This window comes from Actinomadura viridis (assembly GCF_015751755.1).
In the GTDB taxonomy this organism is placed as follows: domain Bacteria; phylum Actinomycetota; class Actinomycetes; order Streptosporangiales; family Streptosporangiaceae; genus Spirillospora; species Spirillospora viridis.
Genome location: NZ_JADOUA010000001.1, coordinates 4,883,402 through 4,905,100 on the forward strand (window position 1 = coordinate 4,883,402; position 21,699 = coordinate 4,905,100).

Sequence of the window (21,699 nt, forward strand, 5' to 3'; positions counted from 1 at the left end):
CTTGGGGGTATGTAGGTTGTGGGGGCACGAGCACGACCTTCCCGAAGCGTTCCGTCCCCACCATACCCCCACCCCCTAAGGGTAAAAAGGAGAGATCATGTCCGCCTCATCGTCACCCCCGGCCGCGCGCCGGTGGTGGGCCCTGGCCCTGATCGCGCTGGCGCAGTTCATGGTGATCATGGACACCTCGATCATCGGGGTGGCGCTGCCCCGGATGCGGGAGGACCTGGGGTTCTCCCAGGAGAACCTCTCGTGGGTCTTCAACGCCTACGTCGTCGCCTTCGGCGGCCTCCTGCTCCTCGGCGGGCGGCTGTCGGACCTGTTCGGCGCCCGCAGGCTGTTCGGTACCGGGTGGATCGTCCTGCTCGCCGGTTCGGCCGTGGCCGGAGCCGCCGGGACGGTGGCGGTCGAGCTGGCCGGACGGGCGCTGCAGGGCGCCGGCGCCGCCCTCATCGCGCCCGCCGCCCTCACCCTGCTGATGACGCTGTTCGGGTCCGACCCGCGCGAGCTGACCAAGGCCCTGGCCCTGTACGGCGCGGCCGCCCCCGCCGGAGGCACCGCCGGGGTCTTCCTGGGCGGGGTCGTCACCGAGTACGCGTCCTGGCCGTGGGTGTTCTACATCAACATCCCGATCGCCGTCCTCGCGCTGGTGGCCGCCCCGCGGCTGATGCCCGCCGGCGGCGGTGGCGCACGCGGTTCCATCGACGTGATCGGCGCGCTGACCGTCACCCTCGGCCTGGGCGCTCTGGTGTACGCCGTGGTGCGCGCCCCCGAGGTGGGCTGGGCCTCGGCCGCGACCTGGGGCGTCCTGGTGGCGGGCCTGGTGCTCCTGGGCGTCTTCCTGGCGCTCCAGGCGACCCGCCGCCGGCCGCTGATGCCGCTGTCGATCTTCCGTACGCCGGGGCTGGGCGCGGCCAACCTGGCCCAGGTCCTGCTGGGAGCGGCGTGGATCCCGATGTGGTTCTTCCTGAACCTCTACCTGCAGCAGGTGCTGGGCTACAACGCCTTCCCCTCGGGCGCCGCGCTGCTGCCGATGACCGCGCTCATCATGATCGGGATGATCGTCCTGGCGCCGCGCGCCATCGGCCGCTTCGGCCCCAAGGCGGTCACCGTGGCCGGGCTGGCGGTCCTGGCGGCGGGCATGGGCTGGCTGTCGCTGATCCGTCCGGACGGCACCTTCTGGGTGGACGTCCTGCCCGCCTCCCTGGTCGCGGCGCTGGGCATGTCACTGGCCTTCATCCCCTCGCTGGGCACCGCGATCTCCTCGGCCCGGCCCGAGGAGGGCGGCCTGGCCTCCGGAATCGTCAACACCGGCTACCAGGTCGGCTCGGCGCTCGGTCTCGCCGCGATGACCGCCGTCGCCGCCTCCCGCGGTGCCCGCGAGCTGGGAGACCCGGCCGCCCTCACCGGCGGCTTCTCCGCCGCCTTCGCCGGCGCCGGCCTGATCGCCCTGGCCGGCGCGGTCCTGGCCGCCGTGACCCTGCGGTCACCCCGTCCCGAGCCCCGTCCCGAATCCCGTCCCGGGTCCCGGCCGGCGTCCTCGGCCGGACGCGAGGGGGCCGGGAGCCGCTGAACGGACGGTGCGGGGGCCGCGTCCGGCGGCCCCCGCCGCGCCGTCCCGCGTCACCTCGTTCCGTTCGGTCCCTCCGAGGGCGCGGCCAGGATCGACTGCACGGTCGCGGTGACGACGCGGGCGGTGTCCTCCCTCTTCAGGCGCTTGGCGCGGTTCTCCTCCGCGGCGCCTTGCAGGACGTAGTGCACGACGTTGACCAGCCAGGTGAGCGGCAGGTCGGTACGGAACACACCCTCGTCCTGGCCACGGCGGATGAGGTCTTCGACGCGTTTGGCGGGGGCGGCGTGCAGCTTGCGGACGCGTCCGGCGGGGAGGGTCCCCTGGGCCGCCGTCAGCAGCGCCGCGGACTCGGCGACCAGCGACCAGCTGGAGTCGAGCAACCGGGCCAGGGCGTCCCGCGCGCCCCCGGTGAGATCGACGGCCGACAGCGCCTCCTCACCGGCCCGCAGCGCGTCGGTGAGGGCGGCCTCGACCAGCTCCGCCCGGGTCCGGAAGTGGCCGTAGAGCGTCATCCGGCCCACTCCGGCGGCCTTGGCGACGTCGTCGACGCTCGCGGACGGATCGCCGCTCAGGGTCTCGCGCGCCGCGGCGACGATGCGGGCGATGCTGCGTTCGGCGTCGGCGCGCCGGCGCGGGCCGGCAGCGGAGGTAGGCATGCCCCAACCCTAACTCGTACGCGGAAGTACATGTTAATCTCACCGCCATAAGTCGTATTCGGATGTACGAGTTAGGTCGGGAGAGCCTGATGACACAAGAGATCGACGACACCGCGGCGCGGAAGGACGGGCCCCATCCGGCGCGGTGGCGCATCCTGGGCTTCCTGGGCGTGGCCCAGCTCATGCTGATCCTCGACGTCACCGTCGTGGCCATCGCCCTGCCGCACATCGAGACCGACCTGGGCCTGAGCCGCCAGGCCGTGACATGGACGGTCAGCGCCTACACCCTGACGTTCGGCGGCCTCATGCTGCTGGGCGGGCGGGCCGCCGACCTGATCGGCGCCAGGCGGGTGGTCCTCGCCGGCCTGCTCGTCTTCACGCTGGCGTCGCTCGTGACCGGCTTCGCCGGCTCGGCCGCCGTGCTGCTGGGCGGCCGGATCGCGCAGGGGCTCGGTGCGGCGCTGCTGTCACCGTCCGCGCTGTCGCTCGTCGTGGGCCTGTTCGACGGTGCCGAACGGAACAAGGCACTCGGCGTCTGGTCCGCGCTCGGCGGCGGCGGCGCGGCCCTCGGCGTGCTCCTGGGCGGGCTGCTGACCGCCGGTCCGGGCTGGCCATGGGTCTTCTACGTCAACGTGCCCATCGGGCTGGTCATCATCGCCGCTCTCGCCCGGATGCTGCCGCGCCAGAGCGTGGCCACGCCCCGTCCCGGGCTCGACGCGCTCGGCGCGTTCCTGGTCACCGCCTCGTCCGCCGCGTTGATCTACGCCCTCATCCGCGCCGGGGACCACGGGTGGCTCACCGCCGCGACCGGGTGGCTCGTGCTGACGGCCGTGATCGGGTACGCGGCGTTCACGGCGAGGCAGAAGACCGCCAGGTCGCCCATGATGGACGTCGCGCTGCTGGTCCGCCGCCCGGTGGCGACCGGGACGTTCCTCATCCTGATGGCGACGGCCCTGATGATCGCGGTGTTCTTCCTCGGCACGTTCTACTTCCAGCACGCGCGGGATCTCGGCGCCCTCCAGACCGGGCTGCTGTTCCTCCCGGTCGCGGTGGCGACGATGGCCGGGGCCGACGCCACCGGCCGGGCCATCGCCAGGGCGGGGGCCCGGTGGCTCGCGGTGGCCGGGCTCATCGCCGCCGCGGCCGGCATGGCCCTGCCCGCCCTGTCGCTGCACCCCGCGACCGTCGTGACCGGCATGGCGATCGCGGGCGCCGGGACCGGCGCGCTGTTCGTCGTCGCGTCGGCGACCGCCCTCGGCCAGGTGGCCCCGCACGAGTCCGGCGTCGCGTCCGGCATCGTGAGCACGTTCCACGAGTTCGGCGCCTCCATCGGGGCCGCCGTCGTCTCCAGCGTGGCCGCGGCCAGCCTCGTCGGCGACACCCTCTCCGGATTCTCGAACGGCTTCGTCCTCGCGGCCGTCTCCGCGGCCGTCGCGGCGGCCGTGGCCGCGGTCCTGACCCCTGGCCGCGCCCGCGCCGGCGCCGGCTGAACGGGTACTCCCTGATGGGAGCGGCGGACCTGGCGGAGACGACGGTGCCGCTGCACCGATCAGTGAGGCTGGACGAGCTTGAACACGAGCCGGGCGGCCTTCCGCCGCGCCGCGTGGCGGAGGCGGGAGGAGACCGGCTCGGGGGCTCGTACGGCCGGCGCGGAGGCGAGCCGGGGGAACAGGGCGGCGGCATTGGCGCGGTTGACCGCGGCGAGCGCCGCGGGATCCAGGGTGCTGTCGAGACCGCCGGCGAAGTACTGCCCGGCGGCCTTCGGGGCGAAGGGCCAGTCGCTGCCGAAGAGCACATGGCCGGGGCGGGCGAAGGCCAGCAGCGTGGGGAGCGCGGCGGGGCTTGAGGACAGGGCGGTGTCGAAGTAGAAGCCGCGGAAGTCCTCCAGCACGTCCAGGGGACTGCGTCCGGTCTCGCCCGCGATGGTGAGAGCCATGCGATGGGAGGAATAGGGGACGAAGCCACCGGCGTGGCCGAGGATGAACCGGATCCGCGGGTGACGCCGCACGAGACCGTTGCGCACCAGCAGGTAGGCGGCCCGCGTGGTGTCCAGGAGGAAGTCGGCGGCGAACGGGGGGATGCCCTCGACCGCGGGGGCGGGCAGTTCGGCGGGGTGGACGAAGACCACCGCGCCGCGCTCGTCGAGGCATCTCCACAGTTCGTCATGGCCTTCGCCGCCGAGGTAGGCGCCGGAGGCGTTGGCCAGCAGGACGACTCCGTCGGCGCCCAGTTCGTCCAGTGCCCGCTTCGCCTCGGCCACCGAGCCGCGGGTGTGGGGCATGGGCAGGGTGGCGAAGAACCCGAAGCGCCCGGGGTGGTCGGCGCCGAGCTCGGCCGAGAAGTCGTTGAGGCGGCGTGCCAGGGAGGCCGCCTCGGCGGGATCGGCGGCGAAGCCCGTGCCGGGCGTGGAGACGGAGACGATGGCGGTGGACGTCTCCAGCAGGTTCATCGCCTCGATGGCGGCGGCGGCGCTCCAGCCGGGCAGGGCCCGGCCTCCCGCCTGGCCGATCCCGGCGGCGGCGAGCGCGTCGCGGTAGAAGGGCGGCAGGACGTGCGTGTGGACGTCGACGCGGTCTGCGGTGGTCATCGGGCGGTCCCCTCAATGTCGGGCGGGTGCGGAGCGGGCCGCCGGCGTCATCGCCCGGCGCTCTCCGCGGCCATGCGGACGGCCATGTCGTGGACCGCCCGCGCGTGCAGCCGGAACATCTCGACGAGGTCGGCGTTCCCGCCGCGGATCTCGTGCTCCACGAACAGCCCGTCGGCGCCGGCGACGGCGTAGCTGGTGAGCATGCGCACGGCCCGCTCGTCGAGGCCGGGCACCAGGGTCCTGACGACTTCGGCGATCCTGCCGCCGGCGATCTCGCGGACCTGCAGGAACACCGTCCGCCCCCGCGGCTCCCGCGGGCGCCGCTCCAGCGCGAGCATGAGGCCCAGCCGCAGGAAGTCCGGCGCCTCGACCAGCGACCTGGCCACTCCGGCGGCCATCGCGGTGACCCGCTCGAGCGGGGTGCCGGCCTCCTCGCCGGGCAGTTCCACCGCCGCCAGCCAGGACTCGAAGCTGTCCTCGATGACCGACGCGATGAGGTCGTCCTTGTCCTTGAAATGCCAGTAGATCGAGCTGGGCGGCAGCCCGCACTTGGCGCTGACCGCCGCGATGCTGGTGCCGTCGTAGCCGCGCTCACCGGCGACCTCGACGGCCGCGGCGAGGATCCGGCGGCGGGACTCGACGCCGTTCGCGCGCTGCCTGCGTTCCGTCGCCCTGGTCATCGGTGCGCCCTCCTGCTCGTGCGGAGCGCTTGACCTCCGCCGCGCCACGACCTTACCGTAACGCTCACTCCAATTGGAATGGACACTACAGCAAGGATGCCCTGTGAGCGAGGAGACGGTCCACGACGTGGCGGTGGTGGGGTACGGCCCGACCGGCGTCACCGCGGCGAACCTGCTGGGCGCGGCCGGCCTGCGGGTCGTGGTGATCGAGCGCGAGCCCGAGGTCTTCTCCCGCGCCCGCGCCATCTCCACCGACGAGGAGGTCCTGCGGATCTGGCAGCGGATCGGCCTGGCCGATCGGCTCAAGAAGGACATGCTGGCCGGACGGCCCATCGAATTCGTCGACGCGCGCGGCCGGCCGTTCGTCAGCGCGCGTACGCCCTCGCGCGGGCACGGCCACCCGCCGCAGATGTTCATCTACCAGCCGGCCCTGGAGGAGGTCCTGCGTGAGGGGGTCGCCCGTCACCCCGATGTCGAGGTCCTGCTCGGGTACGAGTGCCTGCGCGTCCGCCAGGACGAGGACGGTGTCGAACTGACCCTCGCCGGCGTCGGCGACGACACCGTCCGGCGCCTGCGGGCCTCGTACGTGATCGCGGCCGACGGCGGTTCCAGCCTGGTCCGGGCACAGCTGAACATCGGCTACGAGGGACGCACCTACGCGGACGGCTGGGTGGTCATCGACACCGAGATGCTCAAGCCCTGGCCCGGCCACGACCGGCTGCGCTTCCACTGCGACCCGGCCCGGCCGGCGGTGGACTGCCCGACGCCGCTGGGACACCACCGCTGGGAGTTCCCGATCCTGCCGGGCGAGGACGCGGACCGCCTGACCACCGACGAGGCGGTGTACGAGCTGGTGGCCCGCCACGGCATCGCCGAGGACGGCGTCAGGATCCTGCGCGCCACCGTCTACAGCCACCACGTCCGCATCGCGGCCCGCTGGCGCGCCGGCCGTGTCCTCCTCGCCGGCGACGCCGCCCACGCCATGCCGCCCTGGATCGGCCAGGGCATGGCGGCAGGGGTGCGCGACGCGGCCAACCTGTGCTGGAAGCTGGCCGCCGTCGTACGCGGCGAGCTGCCCGAGACGATCCTGGACACCTACGAGGCCGAACGGCGGCCGCACGTGCGCGCGATCACCCGGCGGGCCGTGCTCGTGGGAAGGATCATCACCGAACGGCGCCCGTTGGTCACCTCGGTGCGCGACCCCGCGCTGCGGACGCTCGGCCGCGTGCCGCTCTTCACCCGGTTCCTGCAGGACACGGCCTGGATACCGGCCGCTCGCCACACCACCGGGCTGCTGGCCGGTCCGCGCGCCCCCGCGGCCGGCCGCATGCTCCCCCAGCCCTGGGTGACCGGGCCGGACGGTGCGCGCGTGCGGCTGGACGACGCGCTCGGCCAGCGCTGGCTGCTGCTGCACGCCGGCACCGTGACGGCCCAGCCGTCCTGGACCCGCCAGGGCGTCCCCTCGGTCACCCTCCGGCCCGCCGGCGCCCCGGCGGCCGAGAACACCGTGGTCGACGCCGACCGCGTGCTGGTGGCCTGGATGGCCCGGCACCGCGCCGGGACCGTCGCGCTCCGCCCGGACGGATACGTCTACGCCGCGGCGCCCCCGGGCGCACCGCTGCCTCCGCCCCCGCCGGGCTTCGCGCCGAGGCCGCACCCGTCAGCCGCCACCGATTCCCGAGGAGCACCATGACGCCCCAGAGCACGCCGTCCGCGCCGCCGCGAATGCGGGAGACCTTCGTCGACACCGCCGGAAAGACGATCTTCGTCGCCGAGACCGGTGACGGCCCGCCCGTGCTGCTGCTGCACGGCGGCGGCCCCGGCGCCACCGGCCTGTCCAACTACGCCCGCAACATCGCCGCCCTCGCCGAACGGTACCGGGTCATCGTTCCCGACCTGCCCGGGTACGGCCGCAGCACCAAGGGCGTGGACCCCGACGACCCCTTCGGCGATCTGGCGGACGGCGTCCGCGGCGTGCTGGACGGGCTCGGCATCGACCGGGCCCACCTGGTGGGCAACTCCTATGGCGGTGCCTGCGCCCTGCGCCTGGCGCTCGACACTCCCGGCCGGGTGCGCAGGATGGTGCTCATGGGTCCCGGCGGCATCGGCACCACCCGTTCCCTGCCGACCCCCGGCCTGCGGGAACTGCTCGCCTACTACACCGGGGAAGGGCCCTCCCGGGCGAAGCTGGAGCGCTTCGTCCGCGAGTACCTGGTCTTCAACGCCGCGGGCGTGCCCGGCTCGGCCATCGAGGAGCGTTACCACGCCAGCCTCGACCCCGAGGTCATCGCCTCGCCGCCGCTGCGCCGGCCCTCGGGCCGCCACGCGCTGCGCACCTTGTGGAGGATGGACTTCACCCGCGACCCCCGCCTCGCCCGCCTCCCCGTGCCCACCCTGGTGCTGTGGGGCGCCGCCGACAAGGTCAACCGGCCCGGCGGCGGGCGGATGCTGGCCGAACGCATGCCCGACTGCGACCTCTACCTGGTGGCCAACACCGGGCACTGGGTGCAGTTCGAACGCCCCGAGCTGTTCAACCGCCTCTGCGCCGACTTCCTGGCAGGCCGGCGATGAGCGCGGGCGCCGCCGGCGTCCCGTCCGTGTTCGGCGCGGTCCATCTGGGCTACCTCGTCATCGAGACCCGCCGCTTCTCCGACTGGCGCCGTTTCGGCACCGACGCCATCGGCATGCACCACGACCCGCTCGACCGCGATCGCATGCGGTTCCGGCTCGATGACCAGGAATGCCGCTTCCTGCTCCAGCGCGGCGCCGCCGAAGACGTCGTCGCCGTCGGCTGGCACGTCGACGATCACGCCGCGTTCGAGCGGATCGAAGCCCGCGTCCGGGCCGCCGGGGTGCCGCTCAGGGCGGGCACCGCCGAGCAGGCGGCGGCGCGCGGGGTCGAACGCCTGCTGCGCTTCCCCGGTCCCAAGGGGCTCGTCCAGGAGATCCACACCACCCCGATCAAGGCCGCCCGGCCTCTCAGGACCCAGGTCTCCGGGTTCGTCACCGGTGCGTCCGGCATGGGCCACATCGCCCTGACCTCGACCCGGCCGGCGCGGATCCGCGGCTACTTCGGCCACGTCCTCGACGCCCGCCTGACCGACTGCATCGACGAGACCATCAGCGGCGTCAAGCTCAAGATCAGGTTCCTGCGCGTCAACGAACGGCACCACTCCATCGCCGTCGCCGCCACGCGGGGCCTGCCCCTGGACCCCGTCCGCACCCGGGTCCAGCACCTCAACATCCAGGTCGCCGGTCTCGACGACCTGGCCCAGAGCTACCAGCGCGTCTGCGAGCTCGGCTTCGACATGGCCCTGAGCGTCGGCCGGCACACCAACGACAGGGAGCTCTCCTACTACGCCCGTACGCCGTCCGGCTTCGAGTGGGAGGTCGGCTGGGCCCCCATCACCATCGACGAATCCACCTGGGAGCCCACCACCCACCAGGGCATCAGCGTCTGGGGCCACAAGCCCGTCGGCCGCACCATCATCGGCACGCTCCAGCAGTTCCGGAACGCCGCGCTCTCGCCGGCCCGGTGGGAGAGCACCGTCCCGCGGCTCAGCGGCACCGGCGTCTCCGGCGGCTGACCCCGCCGCCCCGTCCGGAAGGACCCTCCACCGAAGGTTCAGGGCCTAAGATGATCTCCACGAGAAGGCAGACACGAATGTTCTCTTGAGAGGTGCCCGGCATGGACCCGCTGCGGCGCGGCGATCCCGCACAGGTCGGCCCCTACCGGATCGAGGCGCGGCTCGGCGAGGGCGGGATGGGCCGGGTGTACCTCGGCGGCTCGCCGGGCGGGCGCCGGGTGGCGGTCAAGGTGATCCGCGCCGAGCACGCCGCCGACCCCGGCTTCCGCGCCCGGTTCGCGCGGGAGGTGGACGCCGCGCGCAGGGTGGGCGGGTTCCACACCGCGCAGGTGATCGACGCCGACGCGGAGGCCGGGGCGCCGTGGATGGCGACCGCGTACGTCCCGGGCCCGTCACTGCGGGACCAGGTCACCCGCGACGGCCCTCTCGCCCCCGACGCCGTACGGAGGCTGGGCGCGGCGCTCGCCGAGGGCCTCGCCGCCATCCACGCCTGCGGGCTCGTCCACCGCGACCTGAAACCGGGCAACGTCATCATGTCCCCGGACGGCCCCCGCATCATCGACTTCGGCATCGCCCGCGCCGCCGACGCCGAGCCGCTGACCTCCGACGGCGCGGTCGTCGGCACCTACGCGTTCATGGCCCCCGAACAGGTGCGCGGCGAGCAGGCGGGCCCCGCGGCCGACGTCTTCGCGCTGGGTTGCGTGCTGGCCTTCGCCGCCACCGGGCGGGGGCCGTTCGACGCGTCCAGCGTCCCCGCCATCGTCCACCGTGTTCTCAACGAGGAGCCGCTCCTCAACGGGATCCCCATGGACCTCGCCAGGGCGATCGCCGCCTGCCTGGCCAAGGACCCGGGCGCGCGACCGGCCGTCCCCCTGCTCATCGCCCACCTCGGCTCCTCGCGGCCGGGCTCCCCACCGGGCCCGGCCGTCCCCCTTCCCACCGCGGGCCCGCCCACGGCGCCTCCCATGACGAAGGTCACGACCACGGCGGCCGGTGTCGCGCCCGGTGGCACGGGAACGCGCCGGGTGCCTCGCCGCGCCGTGCTGGCGGGCGCGCTCGCCGCCGTCACCGCCACCGCGGCCGGCGGAGGCGCCGTCCTCGCCGTGCGGCGCCGCGAACGCCCGCGCGAGCCCGGCCCGGCGCCGGCCGCGCAGCTCGCGCCCGCCGCCACGCTCACCGGACACACCAGCGGCGTGGACGCGATCGCGTTCAGTCCCGACGGCAGGCTGCTGGCCACCGGGTCGAGCGATGACGACGCCACGCGCCTGTGGGACGTGGCGGCCGCCCGCCCGCTGCGGACCCTGGAGGCCGACGGGGTCCGGGGAACGGCGTTCAGCCCGGACGGCAGGCTCCTGGCGACCGCGCACACCGAGCCCTACGCCGCGATCTGGGACGTCGCGTCCGGCCGCAGGATCAGCACCTTCCGCGGCGGCGAACGGTACTCGTTCTGGGCGGTCGCGTTCAGCCCGGACGGCCGGACCCTCGCCACCGGCAGCCCGGACGTGCGGCTCTGGGACCTCCAGAGCGGGCGCGCCACCGTCATCGACGAGGGCTCGTTCACGCGGAACATGCACGGCCCGCTCCCCAACCAGGTCCTGGGGCTGCGGTTCAGCCCGGACGGCCGGACCCTCGCCGCCGCCTACGACGGGTACGGCGACGACGGCGACGACCGCGGCGCCCTGGTGATCTGGGACGTGGCGACCGGCCGCAGGACCGCCGTCCTCCGGGGCCCGACCGAGGAGAACATGTCGATCGCGTTCAGCCCCGACGGCGCCACCATCGCCGTGTGCGGCGGCGGCGAGGACATCACGCTGTGGGACGTGGCCGCCCGCAGGACCACCGCCACCCTCGCCGGTCATACCGACGAGGTGCGGTCGCTCGCCTACGACCGGGACGGCACGCTGGCCAGCTGCGGCGTCGACCGCACCGTCCGGCTCTGGGACGTCGCCGCCCGCCGGACCACCGCCGTCCTGACCGGGCACACCACGTTGCTCGACGCGGTGGCGCTCAGCCCGGACGGCAGGACCGTCGCCGCCGGCGGCGGTCGGGACGACGACGCCGTCCGGCTCTGGAAGGTCCGGTAGATGGGGCCGCTCCGGCCTGAGGACCCCCTCAGGGTCGGCCCGTACCGGCTGGACGGGCGGCTGGGCGAGGGCGGCATGGGCGAGGTGTTCCTCGGCACGTCGCCGGGCGGGCGCCAGGTGGCGATCAAGCTGATCCGCGCCGAGCACGCCGCCGACCCCCGCTTCCGCGCCCGGTTCGCCCGCGAGGTCGAGGCGGCGCGCAAGGTCGGCGGCTTCTACACGGCGCAGGTCGTGGACGCCGACCCGGACGCGGCCGAGCCCTGGATGGCGACCGCGTACGTCCCCGGCCCCTCGCTGCGGGACCTCGTCGTCCGCGACGGCCCCCTGACTCCCGACGCGGTACGGAGACTGGGCGCGGCGCTCGCCGAGGGCCTGGCCGCCATCCACGCCCGCGGGCTCGTCCACCGCGACCTGAAACCGGGCAACGTCATCATGTCCCCGGACGGCCCCCGCATCATCGACTTCGGCATCGCCCGCGCCGCCGGGGCGACCACGCTCACCGCCACGGGCGCCGTCATCGGCACCTACGCCTACATGGCGCCCGAGCAGATCCGCGCCGACCGCGCCGGCCCCGCCGCCGACGTCTTCGCCCTCGGCTGCGTGCTGGCCTACGCCGCCACCGGCCGCGCGCCGTTCCAGGCGGGCAGCGTTCCCGCGATGGTGCACCGGATCGTCTCCGGGCCGCCCAGCCTCGACGGCATGGAAGGCGACCTGCGCGACCTCGTCGCCCACTGCCTGGCCAAGGCCCCGGACGGGCGGCCGGCGGTGGAGGAGATCGGCCGCCGCCTCGCCGCCTCGCCGCCCCCGCCCCCGCGCCGGGTGCCGCGCCGCGCCCTGATCACCGGGGCCGCCGCCGCCACGGCCGCCGCCGTGGCCGGGGTCCCGGCGGTGCTCCTGGCCCTGCCGGACGAGGCCCCCGCGAAACCGCGCCCGTTCACCCCCACCGGCAGGCCCAGCCCGTCGATGCTCGTCGGCGACCCGCTGAGCATCCGGCACTTCGCGTTCACCGGCCGAGCCCGCACCCTGATCGGGCTCAGCCACCGAGGCGCCTGGCGCTGGGACCTGTCCACGGGCCTGGGCCAGGCCATCGCCCAGGCCGCGGAGTCCGACTACGGCCCCACGGCGCTGAGCGCGGACGGACGGGTCATGGCCGACGGCGAAGCGTCCCACGTCCAGATCGCCGATCCCGCCACCGGCCGGGCGACCGGCCGCATCGAAATCTCCGGCGACCCCGTCTCGCTCGCGCTGACCGCTGACGGCGCCGGGCTCGCCGTCGCCCATGGCCGCACCACCCAGATCTGGGACGTGCGGGCCCGCCGCCTGCTCCACACCTGCACCCCGGACACCGGTGCCTGCGTCGCCCTGGTCTACAGCCCGGACGGGAGGTTCCTCGCGGGCGGCAGGTCGACGGGGGGACCCATCCGGGTCTGGGACACCACGACCGGCCGTACCGTCAGGGAAATGACCGCCGACGGGCCCCAGGTTCTGAGGTTCAGCCCGGACGGCACCCTCCTGGCAGGTTCGACCGATTACGTGAACGACGTCCACGTCTGGGACGTCCGGACCGGCCAGAAGATCCGGACACTGCGGGGCCACACCAAGGCCGTCAACACCCTGGCCTTCAGCCCGGACGGCGGCACGCTCGCCAGCGGCGGGGACGACATGACCATCCGGCTGTGGAACGCCCGTACCGGCGCCCCCACCGCCACACTGACCGGCGACACCGCGGACCTGACCGCTCTGGAGTTCTCCCCCGACGGCCGGATCATGGCCAGCGCGACCAGTAGCGGCACGATCCGCGCCTGGCGCTTCACCTGACCGCCGCCTCCCGGCCGCCGCTCCCGGCTCCGGTCGTCAGCGCAGCGGGTCGAAGGGGTCCAGTTCGGCGGGGCGGCGGCCGGTGACGATCATCTCCGAGAGGAGCCGGCCGGTGGCCGGCCCCAGGGTGATCCCCCACATGCCGTGCCCGCCCGCGGCGAAGACCCGCGGTGAACGGGTCGCCCCGATCAGGGGCAGGCCGTCGCGCGTGCACGGCCGCGACCCGACCCACTCGTCCCGGCGCTCGTCCAGGTCCGCGCCGCGCAGCAGCGGCCGCGCCGCCTCCACGATCGCCCTGATCCGGCGGCCGTCGAGCGGCGCCTCCGGCCTGCGGAACTCCATCATCCCGGCCACGCGCAGCCGGTCCCCCATGGGCGTGCAGGCCACCCGCTGGGCGGGGAAGTACACCGGGGCGCCGGGAACGCGGTCCACCGGAACGCTGAAGCTGTAGCCGCGGCCGGCCTGCACCAGGGCGCGGACGCCGAATCTCCCGGCCAGCTCGCCCAGCCAGACACCGCTCGCGATCACCGCCGCGTCGTACCGCTCGGATCCGGCCCCGGAGGTGCGGACCGCGACGCCCCCGGCCTCGTCCCGGAGGCCCTCGACGGCCTCGCCCGTCCGGATCTTGCCGCCGCGGTCGCGGACCGAGTCGGCCAGGGCGTGCACGAACCGTCCGGGGTCGATGTAGCGCTGGCCGCGCAGCAGGATCGCCGCCCCGACCTCGCCGGACAGGCAGGGCTCCAGCTCGCGCGCCCGGTCGCCGGTGAGGGCCTCGAACTCCAGCCGCTGGCCCGCCGCGCGGATGTGCTCGATCTCCTCCAGCAGCACCCGGCGTTCCTCGGCGGTCCGGTACGCGGCGAGGAAGGACCCGGCCTCGATGGTCTCCGCCCGGACTCCGCCCGAGGTCAGGGCGTCGAAGCTCGGCAGCGCCCGCCCGTTGATGGGCACCAGGGACTCCATCGCGCGCCGCCAGCGGGACGCCGTGCTGTTGCGGGCGAACCCCGCCAGGAACCTCAGCAGGCGCGGGCTGGCGCTCGGCGGGACGTAGACCGGCGACGACGGGCTGAGCACCGCGCGCAGGCCGTACGCGAGCACGGCCGGCTCGGGAAGCGGCGTGGCCAGGCCGGGGGTCAGCCATCCGGCGTTGCCCCAGGACGCCCCGGCGGCGACGTCGCGCCGGTCGTACACGGTGACCTCGACACCGCGTTCCTGCAGGAACCAGGCGGTGGACAGGCCGACCATGCCGGCGCCCACGACGGCGACACGGCGGGGACTCGGGCCGGCGGCGTTGGGAGCCATGGGTCCCTCCTCTTCGACGGGGTCTCCTTCGATGGTGGGGCCGGCCAGCGGCACAGTCTCTATCCGATCCGGCCAATGCGCACGGGACGCATCGTGCGAACAGCACAACCGGTGCGGCAGACTGGCGGGCATGGGCAGGGCTTCAGCACACCGGGCCGCCGGGACGCTCCGATGATCGGCGTGACCGACCTCGTCGACTCCCTCGGCCCCGGGCTGCTGCGGGTGGTCGCGCCGGGCGACGGCGCGCAGGTGAACGACGTCGTCCTGGTGGAGCCGGGTGAGGCCGCCGGACGGCCGGGCGAGCTCGTCCTGGGTGTCGGGGTGACCGGCCCGGCGTCGGCCGTGGCGCTCCTGGAGGAGGCCGACGCGGCGGGAGCCGGCGGCGTCGTCCTGAAGGCCCCCGCCGCCGAGGCCCCGGAGGTCGCAGCCGCCGCGGCGCGGCTGCGGCCGGCGGTCGTCGAGCTGCGGCCGGGCACCTCCTGGGCCCACGTCGTCTGGCTGGTGCGCGGCGCCATCGACCGCGCCTCCGCGCCGAGTCCGGCGCCCGGCGTCCAGGGCGTGCACAACGACCTGTTCTCGCTGGCCGACGCCGCCGCCGAGATCGCCGCGGCCCCGGTGACGGTGGAGGACGCGCAGTCGCGGGTGCTCGCCTACGCCGGGCCCCAGGACGCCACCGACCCGGCCCGGGTCTCGACGATCGTGGGACGGCGCGTACCGCCCCAGGTCATCGCCCACCTCCGCGCCTGCGGCGTCTTCCGGAGGCTGGCGCGGTCCAGCGAGCCCTTCCTCGTTCCGGCGGGGCCGGACGCGATGCTGCCGCGCCTGGTCGTCCCCGTACGCGCGGGCGGCGAGTGGCTCGGGTCGATCTGGGTGGTGGCCAGGACGCCGATCCCGCCGGACCGCGTCCGGCGGCTCGCCGACCTGGCGTCCGTCGTCGCCCTGCACCTGCTGCGGCTGCGCGCGGAGGCCGGGGTCGCCCGGCGGCTGTCGGCCGGCCAGCTGCGCGCCGCGCTGCGGGACGGCACTCCCGCGGCGGGCTCCGACGCCCCGGTACCGGTACCGCCTCCGTGGCGGGTGGTGGCGCTCGGGACCCGCGACGAGACCGGGGACGTGCGCCGCAGGCTCGACCTGTGGGACGCGATCAACCACCGGTTCGGCTGGCACCAGCCGCTGGTCGCCGATCTCGACGGCGCGCTGTTCGCCGTGCTCACCGAGCCGCCTCCCTCGCCGCGCCACACCGCCGCCGAGGCCGGGTCGCTGCCCTGGCTGCGCCAGGTGCTGGCCGAGGTGCGCTCGCACGACCGCGGCCTGTACGCCGCGGCGGGCGGCCCCGCGCGCTCCGCCGCCGAGCTGCCCCGTTCCCAGGCCGAGGCCGCCGAGCTGAGCACGCTCATCGCGTCCGGCGTGCTCGACCCCGGCCCCGCGGACGGAACGGTCCTGATCGAGGACGCCTGGGACGCCGTCGTGGTGGAACGCGCCCGGAAGGCCGCCAGGATCGGCTCCGGCCTGCTCGGCGGCCCCCTCCCCCGGCTCCGGGAGCATGACGAGACGCACGGCACGTCGTTCCTGCCGACGCTCGCCGCCTGGCTGGATCACTTCGGGGACCCCAAGGGCACCGCGCAGGCGTTGCGGGTCCACCCCAACACGCTGCGCTACCGGCTGCGGAGGATGGCCGAGGTCGTGCCGGTGGACCTGTCGTCCCCGCAAGTACGCCTGGCCCTGCGCATCCAGCTCAGCGCGTTGCAGGCGCGCTCCGGCGGCACCGACCTCGTCTAGCCGGCCCCGCCCGTCCGTTCACCGGTACCGGGCGAGGTGGTCCCGGAACCAGTGGTAGGACGCCTTGGGCGTGCGGGCCTGCGTGGCGAAGTCGACGTGGACGAGGCCGAACCGCTGGGCGTAACCCTCGGCCCACTCGAAGTTGTCGAGCAGCGACCAGACGAAGTAGCCGCGGACGTCGACGCCGTCGTCGACCGCGCGCCGCACCGCGCGCAGGTGCCCGTCCAGGTAGTCGATGCGGTCCTGGTCGCGGCGGCCGGGGTCGTCGTCGGGCGCCGAGCAGCCGTTCTCGGTGACGAGGATCGGCGGGAGCGCGTCCCGGTAGGTGTCGCGCAGGCCGGTCAGCAGCTCGTGCAGGCCGTCCGGGACGACCGGCCAGCCGAACGCGGTGAGCGGGTACCCGTCGATCGGGACGTCCTCGAACGGCAGTCCGGCGTCCTCGATGCGGTCGCCGACCTCGCTGAGCACCGACCCGCCCGGCCGCGGTTCGGGCGCGGCCGGGCCGTGCGGGGCGCGGACGCGGGTCGGGCTGTAGTAGTTCACGCCGAGCCGGTCGATGGGCGCGGCGATCGTGCCGGGGTCGCCGTCACGGACGAACGGCAGCTCGTCCCGCGAGATCCCGTAGGCGCTCAGGTCGGGCAGGCGTCCCAGCAGGATCGGGTCCGTGAACAGGCGGTTCTGCAGGACGTCGAAGGCGGACGCGGCGGCACGGTCGGCGGGCGTGTCGCTCGCCGGCCATACGGGGCTGTGGTTGTTGGTGATCGCGACCAGCCCGGAGGAGCGTTCCCGCAGGACGGGAACGGTGAGCCCGTGACCGAGCAGCATGTGGTGGGCGGCCGGGAGCGCGTCCAGGAGGAGCGCCTCGCCGGGCGCGTGCGTACCGATGCCGTATCCCTCGGTCATGTGGACGAACGGCTCGTTGAGCGTGATCCAGACGCCGACCCGGTCGCCGAGCCGGGCGGCGACGAGCGCCGCGTACTCGGCGAGGCGGTGGGCGGTGTCGCGGTTCATCCAGCCGCCGGCGTCCTGGAGGGCCTGCGGCAGGTCCCAGTGGTAGAGCGTGACGACGGGGGTGATGTCACGCTCGGCCAGGGCGTCGACGAGACGGTCGTAGAAGTCGAGCCCCCTCGCGTTGGCGGGGCCGCGCCCGTCCGGCTGGACGCGGGGCCATGCCACCGAGAAGCGGTAGGCGTTGACGCCGAGGTCCGCCAGCAGCGCCACGTCCTCCGGCCAGCGGTGGTAGTGGTCGCAGGCCACGTCGCCGGTGTCGCCGTTCTTCACGCGGCCGGGCTCGGCGGTGAACACGTCCCAGATGCTCGGCCCGCGGCCGTCCTCGGTGACCGCGCCCTCGATCTGGTACGCCGCCGTGGCCGTTCCCCAGAGCCAGCCGTCCGGAAGCGGGTCCATGCCTTCTCCTAACATGAGCGGACATCACATTAAACATGAGCAACCGTCATGTTCGCCAGGACGGGCAAGGGAGCCGCCATGCCGCCCGGGGTACGCCGCAGGCCGACCCAGCAGCGCAGCGTCGAACGCTTCGAGCGGCTGCTCGACGCCTGCGCCGCGCAGATCGCCGAGACCGGGTACGAGGCACTGTCCACCCGGGACGTCGCGCGCCGGGCGGGCGTGCCCATCGGCACGCTCTACCAGTTCTTCGAGGGCAAACAGGGCCTCGTGCACGAGCTCGCCATGCGCAACCTGTCGATCCTCCTCACCCGCCTCCACGAGCGGCTGACACGGGAACCCGTGGGGACATGGGGCGACGCGGCCGTCGTGGTCTACGACGAGAGCCTCGAACTGCGCCGTACCATGACCGGCTTCTTCGTCACCGACTTCCGCGACACCGGCCCCGTCGACCCCGACCTCGTCGGCCGGATCGACGCCGAGATGGCCGCGCGGCTGCACGAGCTGGGCACGCGGGAGGCCGGGCTGCCGCCGCTGCCCGACCACGAACGCGTCCTCCTCGTGGCCATCAACGCGTCCGACGGCCTGCTCCGGCTCGCCTTCCGGACCACCGAGGACGGCGATCCGGCGGTGATCGCCCTCGGCGCCCGCATGCTCCGCGGCTACTTCTCCGACATCACCGCAACGGGCGAATAACATGAGTCTTGTTCACTTTTTGCCGGTTCGGCGATATCACTCACCTCGGACCCGTGATCCGCCCCGAGGCCGAGGTGCCGCATGCTTTTCCCCCCCCACCGCCGCACGCCGTCGAGACGTTCCCGGCGCACCGGCCGCCCCACCGAACGCGCCGAACGTCCCGAACGTCCCGACGGCGGGATCGGGCGGAGCTGGCTGCCTGCCGCACTGGTTCGGTTCCACCGGCGAGTCTCCCGCGGAGGTCCTCAACCTGTTCGGCCGCCAAGGGGAACGCATGCACATCCGCGCCAGGCCACGCCCCCGTCCGGAAACCGGCGCCCTGAGGGGGCGTCCTGAACGGAGGACGCCTGCCCTCAATGGCGCGAACCGGGGCTCACACCGCTGATGACGATCCCGGTGGAAGCCCCGCCAGGATCACCTCTCCACGGTGGCCTGGACGGCCTCGACCTCTTCGCCGGCCTCCATGGAGAGCGTCGTACCGCCGGCGAGCGCCAGGCTCAGCGCCACCGCGGCCCAGCCGATCGCGGGCCGCCACCGCGGCCCCCGGGCCGGCCTCGGCGCGGGCGCGGTGATGCGTTCGCCGACCGCGATGCGCTTCCTGACGGCCACCCAGGACGACGCCTCCTCATCGTCCAGCCCGCACGCCAGGACGAAGGCGACCAGCAGCTCCTCCCGGGGCAGGCTCGTGCGGCCGAGCGCGGTGGACGCGGTCGAGTAGGGCAGCACTCGACCGGCTTCGGCGGCCCGACGCTCCAGCTGCCGGTAGCTGAGGCCTGACCAGGCCTTGAGCCGGCGCAGCGCGGCGATGAACTCGGCCTCGTCGGTGGCCACGTCCGGTGACGGTGGCGGTGCGGTCACGATCTCACCCCGATGCTCGTCGATCGATCAACTATGCCCCACGCTGAACAGGCCGTACACCGTCTCGCACAAGCTCGAACGGCATGACCTCTTGATCATCGCGGCCCGCCGCGGCCAGCCTCTGGCGCATCCCCCGCGAGACACTGCCCTGGAGGTCGCATGCAACGGATCAACCCGCTCTCCTTCGCCCTGGCGCTCACGACCACGCTGGCCGTGGCGGGCTGCGGCGGCAACGCCACGGGCGTACCGAAGGCCGCCCGAAGCACGGCCGACCCCGTCGACCGTTCGATCGCCCGTTACCTCGACCGCACGCTGCCCGAAGGACCGGGCGGTACGGTCGTGGCCGCCCGTGGCACCGAGCTCGCGCACTGCAAGGGCTTCGGCCTGGCGGACCGGGCGGCCGGGACCCCGGCCACCTGCGACACCGTGTACGACGTCATGTCGATCACCAAGCAGTTCACCGCGGCTGCGATCATGAAGCTGGAGATGATGGGCAAGCTCCGGACGACCGACCGGATCAGCACGATCCTCGGCCCGGTGCCCTCGGACAAGCGCGGCATCACCCTGCATCACCTGCTGACGCACATGGCCGGGCTGGCCGAGGGAGTCGGTGACGACTACGAGCCCGTCTCCCGCGACGAGATGCTGGACAGGGCACTGAGATCCAAGTCGCTCTCCCGCCCCGGGGCGAAATTCCACTACTCGAACACGGGATTCAGCGTGCTCGCCGCCATCGTCGAAAAGGTGTCAGGGACCAGCTACGAGCGATTCCTGGCTACGCACTTGTTCGCACCGGCGGGAATGACCCGTACGGGCTATGTGCTGCCGAAGTTCTCCCGTACGGAGGTGGCCGTCGAGTACGACGAGAACGGGGCCGGCCAGGGCCGTCCGTTCGACCACCCCTGGGCCTCCGACGGACCGCACTGGAACCTGCGCGGCAACGGCGGCATGCTGTCCACCGGCCGTGACATGTTCAGATGGCACCGCGCGCTGCTCGGCGACACGATTCTCAGCGCCGCCGCCAAGGCCAAAATGTTCCAGCCCCACGCCCGGATCCCCGGTACCGAGGCCGCCTACGGATACGGCTGGGGCGTCCTACACACCAAGGACGGCCGCGTCGTCTGGCACAACGGCGGAAACGACTGGTCCTTCGCCGGCTACAGCCGAATCCAGCGCGACGGCACCATGGTCTATTGGGTCACCAACCAGGCATCTCAGGCAGGCAAATGGAACCTCGAGGAACGCGAACTCGAAATGAACCAGGCCCTGGCCGACCACGCCCGCGACACCGACTAGAAGACTTCAAGCAGCCGGACGCGGACAGCCGAGGGCCCCGCAGGCCCGGGAGGGCGACGAGCTTGTCTTCTGCACGAGGATCGGGAGGACGCTGGGCGCGGGTGACGTGCGGCGCAGCTTCCGGCCGATCACCTCGCGAACTCTGCCACTCGTTCAAGCGGAGTTGGCCGATCACGACACTGGCACACCTGGCTACGCCGTTACGCGCCCGACCCAGCAGATCCCATTAGGCACAAGCGATGCACAGCGCGGCGGCGGGACGGGCCGCCAGCCGCCCGGCCCCCACGGGGCCGCCACAGGATGTGCAGACGCCGTAGGTCCCCGCAACCAACCGTTCGAGAGCGCGGTCGAGGTCGTCGAGACGGCGGCGGGCCGCCGCGAGCAACGCCTCCACGTGGGCGCGTTCGAACCCGAGTGTCGCGCCCTCGGGATCGTGCTCGTCGTCCACGGCCGACAGTCGGGCCGACTCCACGATCCCCTCGCGGTCGCGGTCGAGCGCACGGACGGCGGCAAGCGTGCGCTCGCGCTCACCCTCCAGTACCTCGCGCGTCCGCGCCCACTCCAGGTCCGTCCCGTCGCTCATCACCAGCAGAACTCCCTGGCCGGAGGACACATTCCCCGCCGAGCCGGTCCGGGCGTCCCCCAGGGGCTCCCCGCTTCACCAGCGGACGAACCGTTGCGGAGAAGGCGGACGGCTCTGGTCAAGTGCCGGTTCGGCGCAAGGACCTCCTGGAAGGTCGTCTTGTCGGGGAACAGGTCCGGGCGCAGGAGATGCAACAGCGTGAACAGGTTGTCGGAATGCACCTGGACCGGGGTGGCCGACAACATCAGTACGGCTTCGCTCGTCTGGCACAAGTGCTGGATCAGCCCATGCGAGTTGCTCCCTGGAGTCCGCAGGTGGTGCGCCTCATCGGCGATGACCAGATCGAACTGCGGCGAAAGCTCCACGAGCCCGAAACGTCGCCTTCCACGCACCTTGGCACCATGCAGATACGAATCCATCCGGAAGAGCTCGTAGTGGACGATCGCCCGCCCGTACTCCGCCGGCCACTCGCCGCCGTCGTGAACCTCATCAAGGCAGTAGCGCAACGTCTCCGAGGACAGCACACGGAAGTTCTCATCGAAACGGCGCATCTCGGCACGCCACTTGCTTGTGAGCGCCTTGGGGCACATCACCAGCACCCGATCCAGCCGCTGGCGGGCGGACAGTTCCTTCAGCACAAGACCGGCCTCGATGGTCTTCCCCACACCGACGTCGTCGGCGATGAGCAGCCGTGGACGATCTGCACGCAGGAACCGCAACAGTGGCTTGAACTGATGGGGGATGAACTGGATCCGCGCCGCGGTGAGGGCGTAGATGTGATCCACCTGCGGGTTGCTCAAGC

18 protein-coding genes and 1 pseudogene are annotated in these 21,699 nt (G+C 73.6%); 11 read left to right on the forward strand and 8 right to left on the reverse strand.

The genetic code is table 11. The features are described from left to right. Positions 1-97: 97 nt before the first annotated feature. Positions 98-1,573 (forward strand): MFS transporter, encoded by a 1,476-nt coding sequence (locus IW256_RS22540; RefSeq protein ID WP_197012870.1) that lies wholly within the window; start codon positions 98-100, stop codon positions 1,571-1,573. A 50-nt stretch (positions 1,574-1,623) separates the two neighbouring features. On the opposite strand, the gene IW256_RS22545 is transcribed toward IW256_RS22540, so the two are convergent. Next, positions 1,624-2,229, reverse strand: a complete 606-nt coding sequence (locus IW256_RS22545) for a TetR/AcrR family transcriptional regulator (RefSeq protein WP_197012871.1) — start codon at positions 2,227-2,229, stop codon at positions 1,624-1,626. Positions 2,230-2,318: 89 nt separating this feature from the next. Between IW256_RS22545 and IW256_RS22550 the strand changes: the two genes are divergently transcribed. After that, positions 2,319-3,719, forward strand: coding sequence for an MFS transporter (locus IW256_RS22550; RefSeq protein ID WP_197012872.1), 1,401 nt, complete (start codon positions 2,319-2,321; stop codon positions 3,717-3,719). 59 nt (positions 3,720-3,778) lie between these two features. On the opposite strand, the gene IW256_RS22555 is transcribed toward IW256_RS22550, so the two are convergent. Both IW256_RS22555 and IW256_RS22560 read right to left on the reverse strand, forming a co-directional pair. After that, on the reverse strand, positions 3,779-4,816 hold the full coding sequence (locus IW256_RS22555; RefSeq protein WP_197012873.1) for an amidohydrolase family protein: 1,038 nt from the start codon (positions 4,814-4,816) through the stop codon (positions 3,779-3,781). Positions 4,817-4,863: 47 nt separating this feature from the next. Further along, positions 4,864-5,496 carry a TetR/AcrR family transcriptional regulator gene (locus tag IW256_RS22560; protein WP_197012874.1) on the reverse strand — a complete coding sequence of 211 codons (633 nt, stop codon included), beginning with the start codon at positions 5,494-5,496 and terminating at the stop codon, positions 4,864-4,866. A gap of 103 nt (positions 5,497-5,599) precedes the next feature. Between IW256_RS22560 and IW256_RS22565 the strand changes: the two genes are divergently transcribed. The 5 genes from IW256_RS22565 to IW256_RS22585 all read left to right on the forward strand — a co-directional run bounded on the left by IW256_RS22565 (position 5,600) and on the right by IW256_RS22585 (position 12,985). Then, positions 5,600-7,189, forward strand: a complete 1,590-nt coding sequence (locus tag IW256_RS22565; protein ID WP_197012875.1) for a bifunctional 3-(3-hydroxy-phenyl)propionate/3-hydroxycinnamic acid hydroxylase — start codon at positions 5,600-5,602, stop codon at positions 7,187-7,189. After that, complete coding sequence (locus IW256_RS22570; RefSeq protein WP_197012876.1) at positions 7,186-8,067, forward strand: alpha/beta fold hydrolase; 882 nt, start codon at positions 7,186-7,188, stop codon at positions 8,065-8,067. The genes IW256_RS22565 and IW256_RS22570 overlap by 4 nt, the downstream gene beginning before the upstream one ends. Continuing rightward, positions 8,064-9,083: a VOC family protein gene (locus IW256_RS22575; RefSeq protein WP_197012877.1), complete on the forward strand. Its 1,020-nt coding sequence runs from the start codon at positions 8,064-8,066 to the stop codon at positions 9,081-9,083. Before IW256_RS22570 ends, IW256_RS22575 begins: the two co-directional genes overlap by 4 nt. A 101-nt stretch (positions 9,084-9,184) precedes the next feature. Then, a complete protein-coding gene (locus tag IW256_RS22580; RefSeq protein WP_197012878.1) occupies positions 9,185-11,167 on the forward strand; it encodes a WD40 repeat domain-containing serine/threonine protein kinase in 1,983 nt (660 codons plus the stop codon). Next, the gene (locus IW256_RS22585) at positions 11,168-12,985 is read left to right on the forward strand and encodes a WD40 repeat domain-containing serine/threonine protein kinase (protein WP_197012879.1); all 1,818 of its coding nucleotides are present in this window, start codon (positions 11,168-11,170) and stop codon (positions 12,983-12,985) included. Between the two features lie 36 nt (positions 12,986-13,021). On the opposite strand, the gene IW256_RS22590 is transcribed toward IW256_RS22585, so the two are convergent. Then, positions 13,022-14,284: an NAD(P)/FAD-dependent oxidoreductase gene (locus tag IW256_RS22590; protein WP_197012880.1), complete on the reverse strand. Its 1,263-nt coding sequence runs from the start codon at positions 14,282-14,284 to the stop codon at positions 13,022-13,024. 180 nt (positions 14,285-14,464) lie between these two features. Between IW256_RS22590 and IW256_RS42800 the strand changes: the two genes are divergently transcribed. Continuing rightward, positions 14,465-16,060 carry a PucR family transcriptional regulator gene (locus tag IW256_RS42800; protein WP_197012881.1) on the forward strand — a complete coding sequence of 532 codons (1,596 nt, stop codon included), beginning with the start codon at positions 14,465-14,467 and terminating at the stop codon, positions 16,058-16,060. An 18-nt stretch (positions 16,061-16,078) separates the two neighbouring features. Here the strand turns inward: IW256_RS42800 and IW256_RS22600 are convergent, their stop codons facing one another. Further along, complete coding sequence (locus IW256_RS22600) at positions 16,079-17,467, reverse strand: glycoside hydrolase family 1 protein (RefSeq protein ID WP_197012882.1); 1,389 nt, start codon at positions 17,465-17,467, stop codon at positions 16,079-16,081. Between the two features lie 48 nt (positions 17,468-17,515). On the opposite strand from IW256_RS22600, the gene IW256_RS22605 reads away from it, so the two are divergent. Then, complete coding sequence (locus tag IW256_RS22605; RefSeq protein WP_197012883.1) at positions 17,516-18,160, forward strand: TetR/AcrR family transcriptional regulator; 645 nt, start codon at positions 17,516-17,518, stop codon at positions 18,158-18,160. Positions 18,161-18,359: 199 nt separating this feature from the next. Then, positions 18,360-18,545 (forward strand): annotated as a pseudogene (locus IW256_RS41365) (hypothetical protein); the annotation flags it as partial. A 29-nt stretch (positions 18,546-18,574) separates the two neighbouring features. Here IW256_RS41365 and IW256_RS22610 read toward each other — a convergent pair. After that, the gene (locus IW256_RS22610; RefSeq protein ID WP_197012884.1) at positions 18,575-19,018 is read right to left on the reverse strand and encodes a hypothetical protein; all 444 of its coding nucleotides are present in this window, start codon (positions 19,016-19,018) and stop codon (positions 18,575-18,577) included. A gap of 159 nt (positions 19,019-19,177) precedes the next feature. Between IW256_RS22610 and IW256_RS22615 the strand changes: the two genes are divergently transcribed. Continuing rightward, positions 19,178-20,314 (forward strand): serine hydrolase domain-containing protein, encoded by a 1,137-nt coding sequence (locus IW256_RS22615; RefSeq protein ID WP_197012885.1) that lies wholly within the window; start codon positions 19,178-19,180, stop codon positions 20,312-20,314. Between the two features lie 226 nt (positions 20,315-20,540). Here IW256_RS22615 and IW256_RS22620 read toward each other — a convergent pair whose 3' ends face one another. Both IW256_RS22620 and IW256_RS22625 read right to left on the reverse strand, forming a co-directional pair. Next, complete coding sequence (locus tag IW256_RS22620) at positions 20,541-20,897, reverse strand: TraR/DksA C4-type zinc finger protein (RefSeq protein WP_197012886.1); 357 nt, start codon at positions 20,895-20,897, stop codon at positions 20,541-20,543. Then, complete coding sequence (locus IW256_RS22625; RefSeq protein WP_197012887.1) at positions 20,897-21,697, reverse strand: DEAD/DEAH box helicase; 801 nt, start codon at positions 21,695-21,697, stop codon at positions 20,897-20,899. The genes IW256_RS22620 and IW256_RS22625 overlap by 1 nt, the downstream gene beginning before the upstream one ends. Positions 21,698-21,699: the final 2 nt, after the last annotated feature.